Source organism: Phenylobacterium sp. (assembly GCF_036821595.1).
Taxonomy (GTDB): Bacteria; Pseudomonadota; Alphaproteobacteria; order Caulobacterales; family Caulobacteraceae; genus Phenylobacterium.
Map to the genome: position 1 here is coordinate 59,604 of NZ_DAISJG010000011.1, position 21,846 is coordinate 81,449.

Consider the following 21,846-nt stretch of genomic DNA (forward strand, 5'->3'; position numbering starts at 1 on the left):
CGCCAGCGCCAGTTGTAGGCAGCGATAGTCGGACATCCTTGGGGCGCGAAGGGGCGCTCTCTGTGCCCGCCGTTGGGCAGCTGCGCGAGCCGCTGCAAGCCTATGAACTTGACCGAACCGCAAAGTCGAAGGTCGAGCTTAGCGGCGTGAGGCCTGAACCCGGTGAAGCCTCAGACCTCGCCGATGGGGTGGAAGCAGAGAGAACATCGCCTCCAAGCCATGACCTCCTGCGCGATGCAGAGGGCCCCACCGGCGCCGCGGCGGCGCCGACCGAGGCCGCTGATGAAGGGACGCGCGCCGAGGATCCGCAGCCGGCTCGACTCAGCCCTGAAGAACTTGCACCGGCGCCAGACGAAGGCGCGCCCAGCCGGCCCGAGGCGTATGCGGCTGAGACTTCGCCTTCGGCGGTTCCTGAAGCCGAGCCAACGGACCCGCGGCCGGACGATCTCGTCGACGAGGGGGAGCCCGTCGCGGCCGCCGCTGAGCTCCCAGTCGCAGCCGCATCCGTTGCCGCGGAGACCGCTCGCGCCGAGCCCGTTTCCAGGTCGGCCGATACTCTTCCGCCCTACGCCTCAGCCCATGGCCTTCCCACAGAGGCGGCTGCCGAGGACCACGCAGCCCAGATTGCTGCGCTTCGAGACCCGCTGGACCTGGGATCTGATCCTGATGATCCGCTCATTGCGGAGCTTGTAGCTCGAAACGAGACGACGGTCCGGCTGAACAACGCGATTGTCATAGCGGCGGGTCGAGGGGAGCTGCCGATTACCCGCCTTTCGGAATACTTCGCGCTTGGTGAAGAAGGTCCGGAGTTGCTGAAGCGTCGAGTGCTCAACCTGGGGCGCAAGTCCGTGGAAGAGCTGGATCTTCTTCTTCGACGGGCGCGCGCTGAGGCGTCGCAGGCGCGACCACATCCGCCGGAGGCGCCGGCGCCGGCGCCGCCGGATGACGTTGACGACGACGACCTTCGAGCCCGCCTTGCGTCCGCGATAAGCCCTGAGGCCGTTGAAGACGCTCTAGCCGAGCATGAGATACCAGCTCGTCTCTGGAATGCGTTGAGTAACGAGGGCCTTCTGCAGCGTCCTCTTCGAGAGTTTGTGCTGGCCTACCCAGACCTAGAACCCCAACTCGTTCGACTCCCGAACCTCGGGCGGACCTCCCTGGCGGCCGCGCGTTCGATCCTCGGCGACATTGTGCGGGGCGCCTTTGAGGCGCTGGGCTTCAGCCGCGTCGCGGCTGAGGATGCCGAGGCCGTGATCTTGGATGCCTGGCAACCTGACCCACCCTCTCGCGCTCGTTTGCTCGAAGCGTTGCCGGTCGTTCCAGGGCAGGCGTCGTCGCGGCCCTCGACGCGGCTCTTGTCTCGCGACCAGCTCCGGCGGGGCCTCGCGGCCTTCTTTCAGGGGCGCACCGCTTTGGAGGCCATCGCCGGCTACGACCCGCCGGCGCGCCTTCCCAATGGACTGGAGCGCGTCGGCTATGCACGGAAACCGCTCTCCGAGCTGATGCTGAACTTCAGGCGGCTGGAGGCGGAACTCCTGAAGCTGCCGAACCTTGGCCGCAAGTCCTACCGGGCCGCCGAGGCGATCCTGCATCGCATCGTGGGCGACGAGCTTGGCCGCCTCGGCTTCAGTCAGGAGGAGGCCCGCGACGCGAGCCTTCTGCTGGTGGAGAACGCCACGCTGTCCCCGGCCGCGTCCGCCGCGCTCGTCAGCCGCTTGTTCGAGCTGACGGGGCTTGAGGTTCGGTCGGACACAGCGAGCGAGGTGGAGCCGCAGGAGCCGCCGCCGGCCCCAGCGCCGCCGGCGCAGCCGGCGGAGGTTTTGCTGCCCCGGCTGCTCGCCAGCCTCGAAGCACGGGAACGCGATGTCCTGGAGCGCCGGTATGGTGTAGCCGGGCCCCGCCAGACGCTCGAAGAGGTGGGCCAGGCCTATGCAGTGACGCGCGAGCGGATTCGACAGATCGAGAAGAAGGCGCTCCGACGGGTTCGCGATCGAGCCCAGCGCCGGCTGAAGGCCGCCGTTCTTGAGAAGGGCCGGAGCGCCTGGGACGCGCTCGCTGGCGAGGAGCCGGGGCTCTTGGCGTGGGAGGTGTCGCCTTCTGATCGGCGGATCTCACCGTACTTCCACATAGCCGTCGACGCCTTGGGATGGTCGCTGCACGACTGGCTCGACCATTTTGCGGTGGCGCATGACGGCGTCTGGATGATCGATCCAGATGATAGTCAAAGACACCAGGCCATCTGCGCCAGGCTTCAGAGCGCGCTGAGCACGCGCGAGCTCCCGTGTCACATCGGCGACTTGCTGCCGGATGTTCCAACCCCTGAGGCGAGATTTGCGGCGCGGGCCCTCGGCAGGAAAGTGTACGGCGATTACGTCGTCGGCGAACGCGCATCGTCGCGCGTACGGCGCGCGGTTGGCCTGCATAGCGTACTTGCGGGTCGGGGCCTGCTTCCGTTGTCCGAGCTGATGCCGCTCTATCGCGCGCGCGTGACTCGAGATCCGTGCTCCTTCCGCGACGCTGAAAACTCCATGCAGACTTATCGGCATCTCTTCGTGGAGACGGTGGAAAGCTGGTTCGTGGCGGTCGGTCGTGCAGGAGCGACGTCAAACCAAGCCGTCGAACAACCAGAGCTCGAGGAAGAACCTTCGCTCGAGGAGGCCGATGTGGTGGCCTCCGAAGGCACTATCAGCGGCGCACTCGAGGCGGAGCTCCGCGCCACGGGACCTGTGCGGATCTCCGAGTTGATCGAACGTGCCCCGGAGTTCCTGCCGCCAGGGCGCAGCGTCAACAGCATCGGTCCCGTGCTCCTGAGCTACAAGGATGTGTTCGCGCGGCCACTCCCCGGGTTTTACGCCCTACCGAGCCAGCTGCCCCGAGGCGAACAACTGCTGCTCGCGCCGCCGGACTTCATCTTCCAGGAAGACCAGGTCCGCATCTATGCCCAGGCTCGTTATGCAGGCGAGCTCTGGGGGAGCTTTCCCTACTGGATCCCGGAGGTGGAATACCTCTGGGCCGGCTGGACAAAGCGGCACGCCGAGCCGGCGCTCCTGGAGTCCTTTCTCGCCATTGCCGACATCGACGCCTGGCCAGAGGACGACGACAAATCCGATTGGGCCGAGCTGAAGGCGGCCAGGGGGCGCTTTCGCCTCGAGTACCCGCCGAACCTCGAGCCGGTTGGCAGACCCGATCTCGATCGTCTTTTTGCAGCCTGCCTGCAGATCCGCCACCAAGGCCAGCTTGGATGGGTGAGCGCAAATCGCATCCTCTGGCGTCGCGTCACGGATCACTCTGCGGCCGGCCTGCTGGCGGTGCTCGTCGCCATTGGAGCCCTAGAGGGTGCCGCGCAATGGCAGCGCCCTCACCGTCAGGGAGCGGCGCTCGAAACGTGGCTTGCCCGGCTAGAGGCGGTGTGGGCAGCCCGAGGGCGGCTCCAATGGGAAGATGAGCTGGGTCGTGACATTCTGGACGCGGCCCGCGCAGCGAAGCCCTCAGACCTCGGCTGGGTGGAGCCCAGCTTCCTGCAGCGGCTCGTCGGGGAGGAGCCGCCGCAAGCGGCCGCGCTTGTTGAAGTGGCGGACCTGGATCCCCTGGAGCAACTTCTCGCCGAGCGCCAGCAAGCCCGTCGCGAGGCGGACCTGCACGCCGCCTTCCGTGGTCTACATGGAGATGGGGAGGACGATTGAGATGACGGCCGTCTCTCATCTGAAGTCGCACTACCGCAGCGGCGTCGACACGCTGGCGTCTGACTTCTTCTCACCGTGCCTGAAGGCCGCGCGCCTCTATCGGCGTGCGGCCGGCTACTTCTCGAGCATGGCCCTTGTGACCTGGGCCGAGGCCCTCCCGAGGCTTGTCGGCGAGAATAGTCTGCAGATCCGCTTGATCGCCTGCCCGGAGCTCAGCGGGCAAGACATCGCCGTCCTGCGAGATATGGCCGACGAGGTTAAGCGGGACGCCTATCGACGGATGCTCGTCGATCGCATGCTCGAGGAGGTGATCGCCTTCACCGAAACGCCAGGCGACACCGGCTTGCGCGCTCGGATCCTCGCCTGGCTGATCGCCAACGACCGCCTCGAAATCCGCTTCGCCTTCGCAGGACATGTGGAGGAGCCCGGCATCTTCCACGAAAAGATCGGCGTCTTCGACTTCCCTGACGGCTCAGTGGTCGCCTTCACCGGCTCCGCCAACGAGACGCTCGGGGGACACAAGCGCAACTATGAGTCGATCGACGTCTACCGGAGCTGGGCTCCAGGAGATGAGGACCGGGTAAAGACGAAGGTCGAGCAGTTCGAGGAAGCCTGGCGCGGCGAGGCGGTGGGGCTGGACGTGGCCATCCCAACAGCCTCAATCGTTGCTCGCCTAAAGGCCAAGGCTCCCGATCGCCTGCCGCGCCGCCTCGAAGAGGGCCCCGCTGAGCCTCCGCGCGAGGACCGCAAATGGCGCCATCAGACAGAGGCCGTCGAGGCGTTTCTGGAGAAGCGCGCCGGTGTCCTTGAGATGGCGACAGGCACGGGAAAAACCCGGACCACGCTCAAGATCCTGGATAAGCTGATCGACCAATCGTCCATCGAGGGCGCCGTCATCGCCATGGATGGCACCGACCTCCTCGACCAGTGGGCCTCCGAAGTGGACGCTTGGCTGCTGAAGAGCGGCCGAAAGTGGCGCACCTATCGCCATTTCGAGAAGCACAAGCAGCTCGGCGCCTTCGCCTTAGACCCCGAGCAGGCGATCCTCATCATCTCGCGCGAGCAGCTGAAGAAGGTGCTGGGGCAGCTCCCATCAGCGCAGAAGAAGAAGATGATCATCGTCCACGACGAGGTCCATGGTCTCGGGGTGCCCAGCCTCATCGAGAGCCTCAAGGGTGAGCACGCAAAGTTCGGATGGCGCCTGGGTCTCAGCGCCACCCCTGACCGGGCCTACGATCAGGCCGGCAATGACTTCCTCCGGGAGGAGATCGGCGAGACGATCTTCCGCTTCTCCCTCGAAGACGCCATCGGCCGCGGGGTGCTGAGCGGGTTCGACTATGTGCCTCTCGAGTACGAGCTCACCGAAGGCGATCGCGAACGGCTCAAGGCGGTGTACTCGAAGCAGGCCGCTCGGGCGCGCGAAGGCAATCCCATGAGCAAGGAGGAAGTCTGGACCGAGCTCTCCAAGGTCTACAAGACCGCAGAGCAGAAGCCGGACGTCTTTCGGGCGCACCTTCTCGCCCATCCGTACGTCCTGAAGAATTGTATCCTGTTCGTTGAGACCAAGGAGTACGGAAACGCGCTCCTGGAGACCATCCACGGCTACACCACCCGATACCGCACCTATTACGCCGAGGACGACCGCGACCACCTCGTGCAGTTCGCCAGAGGCGAGATCGACTGCCTGATCACCTGCCACCGGATTTCCCAGGGCATCGACATCCAGGCGCTGGAGAACGTCGTGCTATTTGCGTCGGCCCGGGCGAAGCTTGAGACCATCCAGCGGATCGGACGCTGCCTTCGGTCAGACCCGAGCAATCCTGACAAGCGAGCGCGAGTCATCGACTTTGTGCGCCCTGCCAATCCCGGCGACCAGTTTCCGAACGCAGATCAGGAGCGCTGCCAATGGCTGACGGCGCTCTCCCACGTCTCGAGGACAGACGATGCTTGATCCAGCTCTTGTAGAGGCTATCAGCGACGTGGTGGCTGAAGAACAGCAGCCGAAGAGCGTCGCGCTTCGGCTCACGGCGTGGCTTACGCAAATGAGTGAGGGTGACCTCACTCGGGACGAGAACACGCAGTTCTTGGAGAATGTGCGCGAGGTTATCGCGGTGGAGGTTGGCGATGCGGATTGATCTCGCCGGCTGGACGAGTTCGGGTCTTCGCTGTCCCGACGTCGTCGTCGACCTCCGGAAGCCGGACGGCTCGGTCCCGAAGGTTGCCTTGCTGCAGATGCCGAACGGCACCGGCAAGACGACGACCCTTCAGCTCCTGAACGCCGCGCTGAGCGGCTCGGCCGACCGCTGGACCCAGGAAAAGGTGCGGAGCTACCGGCGCAAGGATGATCCGGCCGCGAAGGGCGTCTTCAAGGTGACGCTGCTGCTCGATGGCAAGCCGCTGTCGATCGAGCTCATCCTCGACTACGAGACCGGCCAGGTCAGCTACAAGACCACCAATCCGGGAAGCGGCGGCGTTGTGCCCAAGTGGCATGTGCCGCCTGGGGTCCACCGCTTCCTAGCCGAGGAGTTCCTGAGTCTCTTCATCTTCGATGGGGAGCTGGCGAACCGACTGCTCAATTCGGGTCACGCCGAAGCGGATCGCGCCGTCGACGCCCTCTGCCAGATCTATCTCCTGGATCAGGTGGGCGAATTCACCCGAGACTATTGGGATCGGGCCACGAAGCAGCAGACGGCGAAGACCTCGTCTGGTCTCAACAAGTGGCAAGACCAGCTCGCCCAGCTGCGCACCCGCGAGCAGAAGGTGAAGGAAGCCCGCTCGGCCGCCAAGTCGAAGCTTAAGGCCCTCGAGGCCGAGATGCTGGACCTGGATGAGAAGATCAAAGCGCGGGTGAGCAGCGTCGCGACGGTGCGCGAACGCTTCGAGGCCGCACGGCTGGAACACGTCGAAGCCCAGGCGGAGGTCCGGACCGCCAACGCCGCGCTCATGGGCGCCATGCGGTTGCCGCACGCGCTGCATCCGCAGCTGGCGGACAACCTCAACCAGCTCCGCCTCAACCTCGACCGGTTGAAGCTTCCCGAGAATACGTCAGCGCAGTTCTTCGAGGAGCTCACCCGAGAGCCCGAGTGCATCTGCGGCCGCGACATGGACGCCGTCTCGATCCAAACGATCAAGGAGCGGTCCAAGCGCTACCTCGACTCGGCGGAAGCCGGCGTCATCAACAACCTCAAGCAAGACATCGAGAAGTTCACGGGCACGTCTCCGGACGACGATGACAGCGGGTTTGCGCGTGTCGAACGGCTCGCCTTGGAGCTGAAGCAGGCGGCCCGAAAAGAAGCCGACGCGGCAGGCCAGGAGCGGGCGCTAAAGCAGCAGCTCATCGAAGGCGGGGATGAGCAGCTCGGGACCTGGGAAGCGCGCCTGGACGAATGCGGCCGTCAACACGGCACCTACGAGGAGGTTGTGGCGGAGATCGAAGGGGCGGGCGATCCAGACACTCCCAACGACAAGCTGATGTCCTTGAGCCAGATTGAGAAGCGGCTTGAGGAGGCCAAGGCTCGCATCGCTGAAATCACGGAGACGGTGCGGCTTAAGGAGCAGACGGAGCTTATCCAGTCGATCGTGGCCAAGGCCGCGCGCCGGGCGCGCAAGCGGATCAAGGACGAGCTTCTGGCGGAGTGCAACGCCAGGCTGGAGAAGATCCTGGTGAACGACCCTCTGCGGATCGATCGCATCGACGGCGCCATCCGTCTTGAGAACCAAGACGGCGCCAGTGTCGGCCAGACCTTGTCCGTGGGCTACACCTTCCTGATGAGCGTCCTTAACCGCGGCAACAACGACTTCCCGCTGATCGTCGACAGCCCGGCGGGGCCGATGGACCACACGGTGCGGCGACAGGTTGGACGCCTCATCCCGGAGCTCTGCAGCCAGTTCGTTGGCTTTACGATCAACACGGAACGTGCGGGCTTCGTCGATACGCTGGAGACACAGTCCGGCGACGTGGCTTTTCTGACTCTCTTCCGGAAGACGCCAGGCACGCAGCGCCTGATGAAGGCGCTGCCGGCGGGGCGCTACGTCGAGACCGACAACGCCATCCTCGTCAACGACAAGGACTACTTCAACCGCTTCGACGTGGCCGAAGAGGAGGACGAGAATGTTCCGGCTGCGCAGTGACGCCGAGAAGTGGTTCGCGGACGTCGAGGGGAAGGACCCCATCAAGACAAAGTTCGACCTCTACTACTTCTGCGCCATGGCGGGACTTGCCAGCGGACGCAGCAGCGATCCGAGCAAGGCCGGCGTGCCGGTGAAGGACATCGTCGCCAGCTGGATTGAGGACTACAAGGCCGCCCAGCACCTGATCATCGGCCTCCTCGTGGTGGCCGAGCTTCGGAAGAGCGGCATCGATTTCCAGGAAAAGGCTTCCGTGCGCGAGGCCTTCAAACGCCTCGTCGCCCCGAATTCGGCGACCGGGCTGACCGATGAAGGCTTCAAGGCGCTCAATGCCTATGCGAGCGGAGGCTACGAGTTTCTCTCGGAATCTCGTGACACGCGACCGGCGACGGTGGACGTCTTCTTGCGCGACTACCTTCGCCTCGTCGATGAGGCCGTCGCCGCGGCGGCCTGAGCGACTGCCGGCGCGCGTTGGCGCGCCGGCCTCTTCTTGCCGCCGGAAGGTGCGGCCGGCGTTGGTTCGCTTACCCAGGAAGTCTGCTGATGGCGCAGCTCGGACCTGTGGTGCGTGCGAGCAGATGGCGGTGCGACGCAGCTCGGAGACGGCCTGATTATCGCTGCCGCTCGGGGACCCAGCGTGCCCGCCTCGCGGCGAGGTCAAGCCCCGGCGCTGCGCGCCTTTGCGGCCTGACATCGCCGCCTGCCGGCGGGCTGACCGCCTCCCGCCCTCGCGGACGAGGGCCTCAAGGAGGCGAACATGCAACTCATCACCGATCTTCAACGCGCCGAGATGCTCGAGAACGGCCGGCGTCAGGCCGCCGGCGAGCTCACAGATCCTCGGCCCGTGGTAAAGCTCTTCACCCCGGACGGCGCGGCGACCTGGCTCCTGTCCGAGCTCGATCCGGACGATCCGGACGTCGCCTTCGGTCTGTGCGACCTTGGCCTCGGCTGTCCCGAGCTCGGCTCGGTCCGGCTGTCCGAGCTCATGGCCGTACGGGGCGCGCTGGGCTTGCCGGTGGAGCGCGACCTCTATTTCCGGGCCGACCGCAGTCTGCGCGCCTACGCCGAGGCGGCCTGCGCGTCGGGGGGGATAGGCGCTTGAGCCTTGCCGGCGCGCCTCGCCGCGCCGGCTCTTCTTCAGTCGGGTGCAGCGGGGGCCGAAGGACTGCACCCGCGCGGTGGGCGGTCAGCGCGCTGTTGGCGCCACTGTTGGTCCCCCGCGCGCGTGGTCCCCAATTCCCACTGGAGTGGCTCAGCTTTCGTGAAGCGTTCGCGTCCGGGGCCAGCACCCACTCGCGAGAGCCGAGCTCCTGCTGGTCGCCGGGAGCGCGAAGTCAGGCTGACGCCGAAAGCAGACGTTCAGGCGGGAGGGCTTCACGGGGAAGGCGCTATCCCGGCAATTTGCCCTCAAGCGCGGGCGACCTCGCGATGGCTGGATCGAACCCGCCTTCTCTGCCCACCAGCAAGCCTAGCTTGCATGGGCCGCGTCTCCGAAAGTGCCGCCTCGTTACCGCCGTGGAAGCCCCGAGCGACGGGCGGACGATCCTTCGTGTGGGGTAGGTTCGCCCCTGAACGCGCATTGTCTGCCCGCGCAATTCGGGCTTGACTGGAGGTAGGGGGGCTGAGTGGCGAAAGACGAGCAGGGTAGCTGGATCGCGCGTGCGGTCGCGCTGGCAGGCCAACACGGCGCAGGGCCTGCCCAATCGTGGCGGGAGATCGCCGACCGCCTGGTGGAGGTTGATCGCCTGATCCGCGACGCGCCGAAGCGGATCCGCAATAGCTACGCGCGGCTCAAAGAAGAGGATATTCGAGACGCCGCGGAGGCGCGCTACGCCGAACTCGAGGAGGAAGACGCGGGCTGGCGCCCAGTGACCGATGGCGCGCCTAGCGACCTCATCTGGCCAGCCGCCATCGAAGCCCGGGCGCTCGACCTTCTACTACGCCGCCATCGACCTCGAGAGGTGCCGCGCGACGCTAACACCGACTGGAGACACGGGGACTATTTCGTTGCGCCCTGCCGGGAGCGGCGGCTTGGGCGTCACGGGCGCGACCGACAGCCCTACGAGCGTCGGGGGCTGTTGCACCATCGCATCTTGCCTGTGAGGATCGGCGCCTATGATGTTCAGCTCTCTGGTGGCGGCTCCGTCAGTGATGACGAGCCTGGGCTAGCCCGCCGACTGCAGGCCGGCGCAGCCTTGTTCGAAGGGCTGGAATACGACCTCAACATTGGCGATGGCGTGTTTACAGCCCGTCGCATCGCTGCACCGGACCATCCGGAGCAGATCGAGGCGGCACTTCGCGCTGCCCACGCGGCCGGCTGCGAAACAATCGCTTGGCCGGAGCTGACAATCTGGCGGGAGGACCGCGAACAGATCGCAGCCTGGCTTCAGGATCGGATCCTTCATGAGGACTTCGACGGGGGGCGGCTCGAACTAGTCCTGGCGGGCTCCTGCCACGAGCCAAGCGACGACGGTCGAGGGACGGTCAACCGCGGCTGCGTGTTCAACGCATATGGCGAAGAACTTCTGATCTTCGACAAGCTTGTGGCCTTTCACGACTACCCACACGGAACGGAAGACATCATCGAAAGCATGACGATTCCGGTGCTGGTTCTGGAGGACATGCTGATCGCGTTCGGCATTTGCCGCGACTTTTCCGACACGGGTCCTGACAATCCCTTGGCAGTTCTCGATGTCGACATGCTGATGGTGCCGTCGATGGGCAATGAGCGGACCGCCGAAGGTCATCTAACGACGGCCCGACTGGTCGCCGACCGCTTCGCCGCCGTGTCTTTTGTAGTTCAACAGGCCGACCCTGGCGAGCCCCTGCAGCCCGGATACGTGGTGCCCCCGCAGGACGACCTGACCGGCCTGTCTGCGGCTTCAATACATCAGGCCACCCGTTTCCAGGTCCACCCATCCGCAGGTGGGGGTGACACGACCCCTAAAATCATGGTGTGAAGCGTTGTGAAACGTTTTTCTGGGCAGGATGCTTATATGAATGCCATGACCGCCCCAGTCCCCGAACTTTCCTACCTCCATGCGAACCCGGCCGAAGCCGCGAAAGCCATCCGCGCTGCCCTGAAGGCCAACGTCGATCCCGACACGCTCTATCGGGCCCTCCGAGGCGTGACCTGGCGGCTGCTGACAGAGCGTCGTTATGATGGTGACGCCCGCGCGTGGCTCGATCTCATGCGACGCACTGGCGCTCACCTGCGCGGGGCGAATCCCGAGGCTGCGCTGAAGCTGGGGGCCCTCAGCGACCTGCTGTTCGAGTCCGTCCAGTTCGGACAACACGAGCCCGTCGAGGACATCCTATCGCGGGCGCACGTGCGCCAGCTGCTCGGCATCCTCAAGGCTGGCGAGCAGCGCAAGGCCGTGCTGGCTGCGCGACTGCGCCTTAAGGGGCCGAACCTATCTCGGGTCCTTTCCTTGGTGCAGTCCGCCAACCTCGTCGAGCGGACCACGTTGGGCAAAGAGGCGATCTTCCGCCTGAGCCGGCTAGGCGAAGAGCTTGCCGCGACCCTGCCCGCGCCTGCGGACCGGCCGCCCCGCCGCGTTGATACGCCAACTGAGAAATTCGGCTATGCGCGCCTCGACCCGTTCACCGCCTATCTAGAGCGGGAACACGCTGAGCGGGCGATGCAAAGCAAGAAATCCCGCGGGACAGGAGCTCTGAAAGACCTTTCAAAGGCGGCGACGAGCCACACAGCGGCCAGCAAACGCGCTCGCAAAGCGGAGTTCCGCGCGCGCCTCGACAAGATCTTCGGCAACCAACCGAAGCAGGGAGTGATCGTCGAACCACTCGAAGCCGCGCCTGTCACCGTGAAGCTTCACTTCGAACCCACACCAATCGCCAAGAGCGGATACGGCCAGCAGAGCTATAGCCGTGTCGGCCTCCAGAGCCGCGACGCTTCCTGGGGCGAGGATTTCCTAGATCAAAGGCCAGAGCATGTCAGACAAGGCTAAGCGCGCTGCGCAACGCGCCACTCCCCAGGAGACCACACCTCTCCAGCTCTCGGGACCTTTCCTCCAGCGGGTGACGACGATCCCGAACGGGTCGGCTTCGTTGATCGCCACACTCGGCGAAGGCAATGGCAAGCCGTACCTCGTGCCTTTTGTAGACCTTTCGTTGATCGAGGAGCTCTCTTCCGAAGAAGCCTCGATGGCCGACCTGGACCCGGGCCCCAACGAGGCGTTCGCGCGAATCGTCACCCTCGACAACGCGGCGCATATCGTGCGGCTGCTCGCTGCCGAACTGGCTGAGGTTTGTCGTGAGTATGACACTATCGCCAACGAGAAGGCCGCCCCGGAGCCGTCCCGCTTCCGAGCTGTGTTGGCCTATTTCAAGGAGGCGCGCGAAAGCCTTGAGGCCGCCTCCACAACGGTGGAGGGTATCCTCAAGCTCGCCCGCTGATCCTTCAGCGAAGTGTCGGTAAACCTCGTTCCCGGCAGCGTTGGAGTTTCCGGCCAGTACTGTTGTCCGGCTGAACAATCCCTAGGTCAGTTCAAGGTCCGGCGTGCCGCGCCCCTCAGCCTGTGGGCGGATGCTTCACCACAGGCGCGTCGCCGTCGCTGGGCCCAGTTGGCAACACCACGTCAGTGCAGTGCCACGCAAGGCACCAGTAGGACCGGATACCCAGGGTAGATGCCCTCAGGAGAGCGCAACGACAGCCGATCGTGAACTCAATGGTGCTGTCCCGAGGCAGCAGCGGTCGCGGTGGGCAGCCACAGCTTAGCCTGCTGCGGTTGGTGGTGCCGCTGCCATGAAGAGGCGAGTGTCGTTGCGGCTCCCTTCTAGTCGCGTCGCGCTCGCGAGAGCTGCGTCTTGTGTTGGCGAAAAGCGGCTCCCGTGGTACCAGTGATATGCTGGCTGTTGGTACTTTTGTTGGTATCGACTTTCGCCAAAATGCCAAGTGTTTCAGATGCTTGGCGCAAACCCGAACATTCGAGTCCTGCCGGGCCCACCAGCAGCGCCGGGCGCCGCCGCGGCGCCGGGAGCGGGATATCTAGAACCGTGTGCGGAGCGCCAGCCCCAGGGTGAGCTCTTCGCGGTCGATGTCGCCGCGGATGGTCGCCGTGCTGGCCGCGGGCGTGCCCTCGTAGAACGCAAGGTCGCGGTTGAGGCGCGCATTGTCGAAGGCGGCGTAGGCGCCCGAGAGGTCGAGGTCCACCGCCGGCGCGAGGGCGAAGGTCGCGCCCAGGGCGTAGGTGGTGCGGTCGGCGTCGGGGACGCCGGGCTCGCGCATCAGGTCGGGCGTGGGCGTGGGATCGAAGCCGACGCCGGCGCGGACGGTGAGGGCGTCCCGCACGCGCCACTCGGCGCCCAGCGCGACGCTGGTGGTGTCGTCGTAGGCCTGGACGATGGCGGCGGTCTGGCCGGCGAAGGCCAGCTCGATCCTGTCATACCGGCTCCAGCCGCTGCGCTGCGCCTGGGCATGGAGCGCGAGGTCCGGCGTCACCTGCCAGCGACCGGCGACGGTCAGCGCCCACGGCGTCGAGAAGCCGACCTCGGCGGGCGCATCGAAGTTGGCGGCGGCGAGCGGGCCGGCGAGGCCGGTCAGGGAGAGCCGTCCGTCCAGGTCCCGCGCGATCGCGCTGCGCCAACTGAGCGCCAGCGTCAGGTCTTCGAAGCGCGCCTGGGCGCCGGCCCCCCAGCCGAAATCCCAGCCCTTGGCGGTGAGCTGCTGGAGAGCGTCGGGCGAATTGGGCGCGAGGTTCGGCGAGGCCGCGTCGAGGGCGGCGCGGGTCTCCTGGGCGTCGAGGGAGACGCCGAGGTCCAGCCAGTCGGCGGCCTGGACGGCGAGCGCGCCGCGCACCTCGGTCATCTCGATGCGGTTCCGGTGCAGGTCGTAGCGGACGAAGGCGGGGACGGGGTACTCGAGCCGCAGGTGGAACGGCTTGGTGACCGCCAGCCCCACGGCGACGCGGTCGGTGACCGGGAGCGCGAGCGCGAGGCTGGGCGCGGGGAAATCCCGTGGCGCGTCCTCCAGGCGCGTCGCGCCGCCGGCCGGGGCGGGCGCCTGGCCGGGTCGGGTCAGGGTGGATCCCGTGTCGGTGAGGACGAGCGAGGTGCGGCGGTACGAGAGCCCTGCCGCGCCCTCGCGGTCCGAGCCGGCGATGGCGGCGGGATTCCAGGCCAAGGCGTCCGCGCCCGTCAGGGCGGCGGCGCCGGCGTTGGACATGCCCAGGGCGCGGACCGAAAGCTCGGGAGCCTGGAACCCGCCCGCCTGGGCGGTCGTGGCGGCGGCGAGCGCCGCAGCGGCGCCGGCAAAGCCAAAACTACGCAAGTCGGAAGCCTTTCATCAGGGCGACCAGTCGCACGGAAAATCGCAACGAAGGGTTACGGGCCCTGAAGGCGAATCATCCGTAGGCAACGCATTTGTAACCCACCGGCATCTATCACGGGCGCCTACCCGGGGGGCCATTCGTGATTTTCGTAGCTGTAGCGGTCGGCATCCTTGTGATGACGGCGGTCGTCTACCTGTTGATGCGGCAGCCCAAGCCGCCGGCGAGCGTTCAGCCGGACGAGATCGACCCCTCGGCGGACAAAGGCGACGCCTAGACCGTCGCAGTCCCGCGCGCACGGCTCGCCCGGGCCGGGAATCCAGCGCCTCAGCAGTAGGCCGGTGCGGCCGTCATCCGCCTGCGCCCGCCGGGCCTTCTCCGCCCGCTGCCGCTCGCCGGGGCCGGCCACGGGGCTTGCGTGACGCTACGGAGCCCTTAGCCTCGCGCACGCGGAACGCCGCCGGTCCATAGGGAAGCCGTGGCCACTGTCACCATCCACCACGTCGCCGAGCAGGCGGGCGTGTCCATCAAGACGGTCTCGCGGGTGCTCAACAAGGAGCCGAACGTGAAGCCGGCGACGCGCGAACGGGTGCTCGCCGCGGCCGAAACCCTGCGCTACCGGCCGAGCGTCTCGGCGCGCAGCCTGGCCGGGTCGCGCTCCTACCTGGTGGCCCTGTTCTCCGACAACCCGAGCCCCAACTACGTGAGCGACGTGCAGCGCGGGGCAGTGAGCCGCTGCCGCAAGGACGGCTACCACCTGGTGGTCGAGCCGCTGGACTCCGCGGCCCCCGGCGCGCCGGAGCTGACCCGCAGCACCCTGATGACGCTGCGGCCCGACGGGGCGATCCTGACGCCGCCGGTCTCGGATCGGCCGCAGGTGCTGCAGGCCCTGGACGAGGCCGGCACGCCCTATGTGCGGATCGCGCCGGCCGGAGACCCCGAGCGGGCAGCCTGCGTCTGCATCGACGACCGGCAGGCGGCCTACGAGATGACCGAGCACCTGCTGGGCCTCGGCCACACGGACATTGGCTTCATCGTCGGCCACCCGGACCACGGGGCCAGCCGCCAGCGCCTGGAGGGCTTCCGCGCCGCCATGGCCGACAGCGGCCGGCCGGTGCGGGAGGACCGGGTGGTTCAGGGCTATTTCTCGTTCCGCTCCGGCTACGAGGCGGCCGAGGTGCTGCTCGCGCGCGACGACCGGCCGACGGCGATCTTCGCCAGCAACGACGACATGGCGCTGGGCGTACTGGCCGTGGCCCACCGCTGTCGGCTGGCGGTGCCCACCGACCTCTCGGTGGCGGGTTTCGACGACACGCCGGCGGCGATGACCTCCACCCCGCCGCTGACCACGGTGCGCCAGCCGATCTTCGAGATGGCGGCGGCGGCGGCGGAGATGCTGATCGAGGGGGCGTGGGATCCCGCCGAGCCCGGACGTCCGCCGTTCCGCCTGCTGCCCTTCGACCTGGTGGTGCGGGAATCCACCGCCGCGCCGCGCCGGGGGCCACCCCCCAACACCTAGTCGCGCAACGCTCCGCCGCCCGTCGTTTCAAACGAGTGTTAGCGCTACCGGTTTTTGTTGACAGCGTTGTCAAGGTTCCGCAGAGTTCGCTGAACAAGGATCGGCCGCGATGAACGACGGCCGCCCGGAGGAGACAAATGAACCCGCCCTGCGCGCCGCGCGGCGCATCCGCGTCCGTCGCTTCCCGGACTTCCCCTGACTGGCGCGGCGCCCCTTCGCCGCGCCGTCCTTTTCCCTTCGCCTGAAGGGACCGGGAGACGATGACCGCCCGCCCGACCCCGCGGACGAGAGCCCTGGCCGGCGCCGCCGTGCTCGCGCTGCTCGCCGGGCTGGGCGGGGCCGGTCTGGCGGCCGAGCCGGGCGTCGCTGATCCCCGGGTCTGGCCGGCGGCCCGCAGCCCGGCGGCGTTGAGCGACGCCACGACGGAGGCCTTCGTCACCGAGCTGATGAGCCGGATGACGCTGGAGGAGAAGGTCGGCCAGCTGATCCAGGGCGACGTCGGCAATGTGAAGCCCGACGACCTGAAGGACTATCCGCTGGGGTCGATCCTGGCCGGCGGCGACAGCCCGCCGCTGGGCGCGCCGGACCGTTCGCCGGCCAACGCCTGGCTGGACACCGCGCGGGCCTTCCGCGCCGCGCAGCCGTCGCGCGACGGGCGGCCGCCGATCCCCCTGATGTTCGGCCTCGACGCGGTGCACGGGAACAGCAACATCGTCGGCGCCACGGTCTTCCCGCACAACATCGGCCTGGGCGCGGCGCGCAACCCGGCCCTGATCCGGCGGATCGGCGAAGTGACCGCCCGCGAGACGGCGGCCGTGGGCTGGGACTGGGCGTTTGGGCCGACCGTGGCCGTGGTCCGCGACGACCGCTGGGGCCGCACCTACGAGGGCTACGCCGAGGACCCGGAGGTCGCGGAGGCCTATGCCCGCGAGCTGGTCACCGGGCTGCAGGGCGCGCCCGACGCCTGGCCGTCGCTGGCCCAGGGCCGGGTGGCGGGCTCCGCCAAGCACTTCATCGGCGACGGCGGGACCGAGAACGGCAAGGACCAGGGCGACAACAGGGACGCCGAGGCCGACCTCGCCCGCATCCACGCCCCCGGCTACGTCTCGGCGATCGACGCCGGGGTGATGACGGTGATGGCCTCCTTCTCCAGCTGGCAGGGGGTCAAGAACCACGGCAACCGGAGTCTGCTGACCGACGTGCTGAAGGGGCGGATGGGCTTCCACGGCTTCGTGGTCAGCGACTGGAACGCCCACGGCCAGGTGGCGGGCTGCAGCAACGAGAGCTGCCCTCAGGCGATCAACGCCGGGATCGACATGGTCATGGCTCCCGACAGCTGGAAGGGGCTCTACCGGAACACGCTCGCCCAGGTGAAGTCGGGCGAGATCCCGATGGCCCGGCTGGACGACGCCGTGCGCCGGATCCTGCGGGTGAAGGTCAAGACCGGCCTGTTCGGCCCCAAGCCGCTCGAGGGGCGGCTGGAGGAGATCGGCAAGGCCGAGCACCGGGCGGTCGCCCGCCAGGCTGTGCGCGAGTCGCTCGTGCTCCTGAAGAACAACGGCGGCGTCCTGCCGGTCCGCGGCTCGGCCCGGGTGCTGGTGGCGGGCGCCGGCGCCGACGACTTCGGCAAGCAGACCGGCGGCTGGACGCTGAGCTGGCAAGGGACGGGGAACACGGCCGAACACTTCCCGAACGGCCAGACGATCTGGGCCGGGCTGCGCGAGGCGGTGACCTCGGCCGGCGGTCAGGCGGAGTTCAGCCCCGACGGCAGCTTCACGACCAGGCCCGACGTGGCCGTGGTGGTGTTCGGCGAGGACCCCTACGCCGAGTTCCTCGGGGACCGGCCGAACCTGGACTACCAGCCGGACGGCGACCTCGCCCTTATGCGCAGGCTGAAGGCGCAGGGCGTGCCGGTGGTGGCGGTCTTCCTGTCGGGCCGGCCGCTGTGGGTGAACCCGGAGCTGAACGCCGCCGACGCCTTCGTGGCGGCCTGGCTGCCCGGGACCGAAGGGGCCGGCGTGGCCGACGTGCTGGTGGGCGACGCCCGCGGCCGGCCGCGCCACGACTTCCGGGGCAAGCTCTCCTATTCCTGGCCGAAGCTCGCCAGCCAGTATCGACTGAACCGGGGCGAGCCGGGCTACGACCCGCTGTTCGCCTACGGCTACGGCCTGACCTACGCCGACCGGAAGAGCGTGGGGCGGCTGTCGGAGGTCTCCGGCGTCGTCAGCGCCACGGCCAATCCGGACCGCTACCTCGTGGACGGCAAGATGCAGGCGCCGTGGAAGCTGGTGCTGCGCGACGCCGGCGGCGAGGCGCAGGCGGGCGGGGCGACGATCGCCAGCCCGCGCGCGGCGCTCACGCTCAGCCTGGTGGACGCCGCCGGCGTCCAGGGCGCGGCGCGCGGGCTCGCCTGGACCGGTCCGGCCGAGGCCGCGGTCACCGGACCGGCCGCGGACCTGACGCGCCAGGCCAACGGCGACATGGCGCTGCTCATGACCTACCGCGTCGACCAGGCGCCGGCCGGGCCCGTGCGGCTCGGGCTGGGCAAGACCTGGGTGGCGCTGGACGGGGTGCTGAAGGCCGCGCCCGCCGGCGAGTGGCGGACCCTCAAGGTGAAGCTCGCCTGCTTCCGCCGCGACGGCGAGGACCTGGCGGCGGTGACGTCGCCGGTCTCGATCGGATCGGCGGGGGAACTGAGGCTTTCGGTGGCCGAGCTGCGGCTCGCGCCGAACCAGAATGATGCGGTGTGCCCGTGACCGCAGGCGCGCGCCGGAGGAGGTGGATCCGCTGAGGGGCCGAAGCCCGTCCCGCGGGGCGACAAGGTCCCGGCCGAGTGTGGCCCGCGTTTTCGACAGTAGCGTCAAAAGGTTGTGTCAGCCTTGTCAAAAAACTCAGGAGGCCGTCTTGACTGGTTAGATATGCAGATGATACCGCTACCGTAATAACAGCGTCTTAAGTAGCGCAGGGGCCGGAAAGTAATCGGACTGCGAGACTGAACCAGTGCGCCAATAAGCCAAGTCCATCTTGTGCCCGAACTTAGGGGGGAACAGCCATGAAGCGGCGTAACCGCTTGCACACGTCTGCGTCGTTTGTCGTCCTTTCGGCCGCGCTCTTCGCGGCTGGCCAGGCAAGCGCCCAGCCCACGGACTCCGCGGTGGACGAGGTCGTCGTCACCGGCATCCGCGCATCCATCGAACAGGCCATCGACATCAAGCGCAACAACAGCGGCGTGGTCGAGGCGATCGCCGCCGAGGACATCGGCAAGTTCCCCGACACCAACCTGGCGGAGTCGCTGCAGCGGATTCCGGGCGTGGCCATCGACCGTTCCAACGGCGAGGGCTCGCAGGTGACGGTCCGCGGCTTCGGCGGCGGCTTCAACCTGGTGACCCTGAACGGGCGCTCCATGCCGACCGCCAACGTCCAGACGGTGGGCGGCGACCAGTCGGCCGACTTCGCCGGCGGCACCAGCCGCTCCTTCGACTTCTCGAACCTTGCCTCGGAAGGGGTCAGCACGCTGGAGGTCTACAAGACCGGCCGCGCGGCGATCCCGTCCGGCGGCATCGGCGCCACGATCAACGTCCGCACCCGCCGTCCGCTGGACGCCGAGCCGGGCCTGAGCGGCAGCGTCGGCATCAAGGGGCTCTACGACACCGGGGTCGAGGAGAGCCTCGACGACGCGGACAAGATCACCCCGGAGCTCTCGGGCCTGATCAACTGGGCCGATCCGAACGACATGTTCGGGGTCTCGGTGTTCGGCAGCTACCAGAAGCGGAACTTCACCAGCCGCAGCGCCACGTCGAACGACTGGAACATCCGCCGGCTGTCGAACTTCCTGGATCCGGCGAACGGCTTCGTCCGCAACAACAACTCGACGCAGATCACCAACGCGCCGTCGGATCCGAACACCCTGGTCGCGATCCCGAACGACAGCCGCTACCACTTCGCGGAAGGCGAGCGGGAGCGGGTGAACGCCCAGGCCACCCTGCAGTTCAAGCCCACCGACGCGATCACCCTGACGGCCGACGTGCTCTACGCGCGCAACAAGGCCCACGAGCAGCGGACCGACCAGACCAACTGGTTCAACCGTCCGTTCGACCGGGTGGTCTTCGACGACAACCCGACGGTCGCGACGGCGATCTTCCTCGAGGAGACGCTGAGCGGCACCAAGGACACCGGCTACGAGCAGCAGTACCGGGCCAACACCGACAGCCTGGAATCCTTCGGCCTGAACGGCGAGTGGCAGGTGACCGAGCGGCTCCGTGTGTCGCTGGACGGCCACCTCTCCAAGGCCAACTCCAAGCCCGGCGCGCCCAACGGCGCGAGCGCCACCCTGGTCGCCATCGGCGCCCCGGTCACCCGGACTCACTCGGTGGACTACTCGGGCGACGTTCCCGTGCAGACCATGGCCATCAACGACGCCCTGCCGCGCGGCAACGGCAACGGGGTGCTCGACATCGGCGACCTGGGCTCGCAGGTGGCGCGGACCTCGTCCCAGCGCCAGTCGCAGGAGGTCAAGGAGATCCGGGCCGACGCGACCTGGGAGCTCGACGACTGGGGCAGCCGCTTCGACTTCGGCGTGAACTACCGCGACTCGCAGATGCGCCAGTCGAACATCAACACCCAGCAGGACCTCGGCTCCTGGGGCATCTCCAACCCGCGCGACGTCAGCCAGTACGCCGGCAACCTGGTGCGCGAGTTCTGCCTGGCCTGCTCGTTCAACAGCTTCGACGTGAACCAGTCCGGGCCGGGCCTGATCGCCTTCCGCGCCAACGCGATCGACCTCTACAACGCGCTCTCGCCGGTCTACGTCCAGCGCGGCAACGCGGTGGGGATCACCGGCCAGAACAACAACCGGGTCGACGAGAACATCCTGGCGGCCTACGGCCAGGTGACGTGGAAGGGCGAGCTGGCGGGCATGGCGACCAGCGTGGTGGCCGGCGTCCGCTACGAGCGCACCGAGGTGGACTCCACCTCCGAGCTTGCGGTGCCGCGGGCGATCATCTGGACGGCGGACAACGACTTCACGGTCGCCACCAGCAGCGAGCGCCAGCCGGTGTCGGGCAAGGGCAAGTACAACAACCTGCTCCCCGCCCTCGACTTCCAGATGGAGGTCCGCGAGGACCTGATCGCCAGGGCCTCGTTCAGCCGCACCATTGCGCGGCCGGACTATGGCCAGCTGTTCGCCTCGGTCACCGCCCAGGCCCCCAACCGGCCGATCGCCAACGGCGCGACGCCGCTCGGCACTTCGGGCAACCCGGACCTCGAGCCGCTGATCTCCGACAACTTCGACGTGTCGCTGGAGTGGTACTACAAGCCCGGCAGCTTCATCTCGGCGGGCTTCTTCGAGAAACGGGTGAACAACTTCGTGGGCACGGGCACCGTGACGCGGAACCTGTTCGACCTGCGTGACCCGAGCTCCGGTCAGCCCGGCACCCGCTCTGGCCAGGCGCGCGAGCTCCTGACCGGCGTCGGCGCCGACCAGACCGACGTGAACCTGTTCACGGCCACGGCCCTGATCATCACGACGGGCTCGGTGGACGCGGCGCGGGCGCAGTTCCAGGCCAACCGGACGGTGCTTCCGGGCGGCGGCCTGGGCGACCTGAACCAGGCCTTCGTCGACCAGATCCTGGCGGCGGTGAACATCGAGGCCAACGCCACCGACCCCTTGATGAACTTCCAGGTGGCGCAGCCGATCAACAACCGCTCGGCGCGGATCTACGGCTTCGAGATCGCCGGCACCCACTTCTTCGGCGAAACCGGCTTCGGGGTCGCCGGGGCCTACACCCGGGTGGAAGGCGACATCGGCTTCAACATCGGCGCCGACCCGGGGCAGGACCAGTTCGCCCTGCTGGGGCTCAGCGACACCGCCAACGCCACCCTGATCTACGACAAGTACGGGGTGTCGGCGCGGCTGGCCTACAACTGGCGGGACAAGTTCCTCGCCCAGACCAACCGCGGCGGCTCGCGCAACCCTGTGTTCGTGGCGCCCTTCGCCCAGGTCGACCTGAACGTCAGCTACGACGTGAACGAGAAGCTGGCGATCTCCTTCGAGGCCATCAACATCTTCGAGGAGAGCCTGCGCACCTACGCGCGTGACGAGAACCAGCTCTGGTTCGCGCAGGAGCTGGACACGCGCTACCTTGTGGGCGCCCGCTACCGGTTCTGACCGGGGCGGCTGTCCGGGACGGGAAAGGCCGCTGCCCGCAGCGGCCTTTTTCGCCTCAGGCGC

At 67.6% G+C, this 21,846-nt stretch carries 13 protein-coding genes; 12 read left to right on the forward strand and 1 reads right to left on the reverse strand.

Annotated elements, in window-relative coordinates:
* Positions 1 to 62 precede the first annotated feature (62 nt).
* From V7Z97_RS08185 to V7Z97_RS08225, 9 genes are all read left to right on the forward strand, one after another.
* On the forward strand, positions 63 to 3,683 hold the full coding sequence (locus V7Z97_RS08185) for a sigma factor-like helix-turn-helix DNA-binding protein (protein ID WP_334162675.1): 3,621 nt from the start codon (positions 63 to 65) through the stop codon (positions 3,681 to 3,683).
* A 1-nt stretch (position 3,684) separates the two neighbouring features.
* Complete coding sequence (locus V7Z97_RS08190; RefSeq protein WP_334162677.1) at positions 3,685 to 5,634, forward strand: DEAD/DEAH box helicase family protein; 1,950 nt, start codon at positions 3,685 to 3,687, stop codon at positions 5,632 to 5,634.
* Positions 5,627 to 5,818: a CxC ATPase DNA modification system associated small protein gene (locus tag V7Z97_RS08195; protein ID WP_334162679.1), complete on the forward strand. Its 192-nt coding sequence runs from the start codon at positions 5,627 to 5,629 to the stop codon at positions 5,816 to 5,818. The genes V7Z97_RS08190 and V7Z97_RS08195 overlap by 8 nt, the downstream gene beginning before the upstream one ends.
* Positions 5,808 to 7,814 (forward strand): hypothetical protein, encoded by a 2,007-nt coding sequence (locus tag V7Z97_RS08200; protein WP_334162680.1) that lies wholly within the window; start codon positions 5,808 to 5,810, stop codon positions 7,812 to 7,814. Before V7Z97_RS08195 ends, V7Z97_RS08200 begins: the two co-directional genes overlap by 11 nt.
* Positions 7,795 to 8,265: a hypothetical protein gene (locus V7Z97_RS08205; protein ID WP_334162682.1), complete on the forward strand. Its 471-nt coding sequence runs from the start codon at positions 7,795 to 7,797 to the stop codon at positions 8,263 to 8,265. The genes V7Z97_RS08200 and V7Z97_RS08205 overlap by 20 nt, the downstream gene beginning before the upstream one ends.
* A gap of 303 nt (positions 8,266 to 8,568) precedes the next feature.
* Positions 8,569 to 8,913 carry a DUF2958 domain-containing protein gene (locus tag V7Z97_RS08210; protein WP_334162684.1) on the forward strand — a complete coding sequence of 115 codons (345 nt, stop codon included), beginning with the start codon at positions 8,569 to 8,571 and terminating at the stop codon, positions 8,911 to 8,913.
* Positions 8,914 to 9,436: 523 nt separating this feature from the next.
* Positions 9,437 to 10,771: a hypothetical protein gene (locus V7Z97_RS08215; RefSeq protein WP_334162685.1), complete on the forward strand. Its 1,335-nt coding sequence runs from the start codon at positions 9,437 to 9,439 to the stop codon at positions 10,769 to 10,771.
* A 36-nt stretch (positions 10,772 to 10,807) separates the two neighbouring features.
* The gene (locus V7Z97_RS08220) at positions 10,808 to 11,779 is read left to right on the forward strand and encodes a hypothetical protein (RefSeq protein WP_334162687.1); all 972 of its coding nucleotides are present in this window, start codon (positions 10,808 to 10,810) and stop codon (positions 11,777 to 11,779) included.
* Positions 11,763 to 12,227 carry a hypothetical protein gene (locus V7Z97_RS08225; RefSeq protein WP_334162689.1) on the forward strand — a complete coding sequence of 155 codons (465 nt, stop codon included), beginning with the start codon at positions 11,763 to 11,765 and terminating at the stop codon, positions 12,225 to 12,227. Before V7Z97_RS08220 ends, V7Z97_RS08225 begins: the two co-directional genes overlap by 17 nt.
* Before the next feature lie 592 nt (positions 12,228 to 12,819).
* Here V7Z97_RS08225 and V7Z97_RS08230 read toward each other — a convergent pair.
* Positions 12,820 to 14,100 carry an OmpP1/FadL family transporter gene (locus V7Z97_RS08230; protein ID WP_334162690.1) on the reverse strand — a complete coding sequence of 427 codons (1,281 nt, stop codon included), beginning with the start codon at positions 14,098 to 14,100 and terminating at the stop codon, positions 12,820 to 12,822.
* A gap of 476 nt (positions 14,101 to 14,576) precedes the next feature.
* Here V7Z97_RS08230 and V7Z97_RS08235 point away from each other — a divergent pair, with 476 nt between their 5' ends.
* From V7Z97_RS08235 to V7Z97_RS08245, 3 genes are all read left to right on the forward strand, one after another.
* Positions 14,577 to 15,617 carry a LacI family DNA-binding transcriptional regulator gene (locus V7Z97_RS08235; RefSeq protein ID WP_334162691.1) on the forward strand — a complete coding sequence of 347 codons (1,041 nt, stop codon included), beginning with the start codon at positions 14,577 to 14,579 and terminating at the stop codon, positions 15,615 to 15,617.
* A 260-nt stretch (positions 15,618 to 15,877) separates the two neighbouring features.
* A complete protein-coding gene (locus V7Z97_RS08240; RefSeq protein WP_334162692.1) occupies positions 15,878 to 18,373 on the forward strand; it encodes a glycoside hydrolase family 3 protein in 2,496 nt (831 codons plus the stop codon).
* A gap of 296 nt (positions 18,374 to 18,669) precedes the next feature.
* Positions 18,670 to 21,783, forward strand: coding sequence for a TonB-dependent receptor (locus V7Z97_RS08245; RefSeq protein WP_334162694.1), 3,114 nt, complete (start codon positions 18,670 to 18,672; stop codon positions 21,781 to 21,783).
* The last annotated feature ends 63 nt before the right edge of the window (positions 21,784 to 21,846 follow it).

Bases quoted from the DNA above. Each gene is read 5' to 3' on its own strand.
- V7Z97_RS08190 (WP_334162677.1), top strand. From the start codon at position 3,685: ATGACGGCCGTCTCTCATCTGAAGTCGCACTACCGCAGCGGCGTCGAC.
- V7Z97_RS08195 (WP_334162679.1), top strand. From the start codon at position 5,627: ATGCTTGATCCAGCTCTTGTAGAGGCTATCAGCGACGTGGTGGCTGAA.
- V7Z97_RS08200 (WP_334162680.1), top strand. From the start codon at position 5,808: ATGCGGATTGATCTCGCCGGCTGGACGAGTTCGGGTCTTCGCTGTCCC.
- V7Z97_RS08205 (WP_334162682.1), top strand. From the start codon at position 7,795: ATGTTCCGGCTGCGCAGTGACGCCGAGAAGTGGTTCGCGGACGTCGAG.
- V7Z97_RS08210 (WP_334162684.1), top strand. From the start codon at position 8,569: ATGCAACTCATCACCGATCTTCAACGCGCCGAGATGCTCGAGAACGGC.
- V7Z97_RS08220 (WP_334162687.1), top strand. From the start codon at position 10,808: ATGAATGCCATGACCGCCCCAGTCCCCGAACTTTCCTACCTCCATGCG.
- V7Z97_RS08225 (WP_334162689.1), top strand. From the start codon at position 11,763: ATGTCAGACAAGGCTAAGCGCGCTGCGCAACGCGCCACTCCCCAGGAG.
- V7Z97_RS08240 (WP_334162692.1), top strand. From the start codon at position 15,878: ATGACCGCCCGCCCGACCCCGCGGACGAGAGCCCTGGCCGGCGCCGCC.
- V7Z97_RS08245 (WP_334162694.1), top strand. From the start codon at position 18,670: ATGAAGCGGCGTAACCGCTTGCACACGTCTGCGTCGTTTGTCGTCCTT.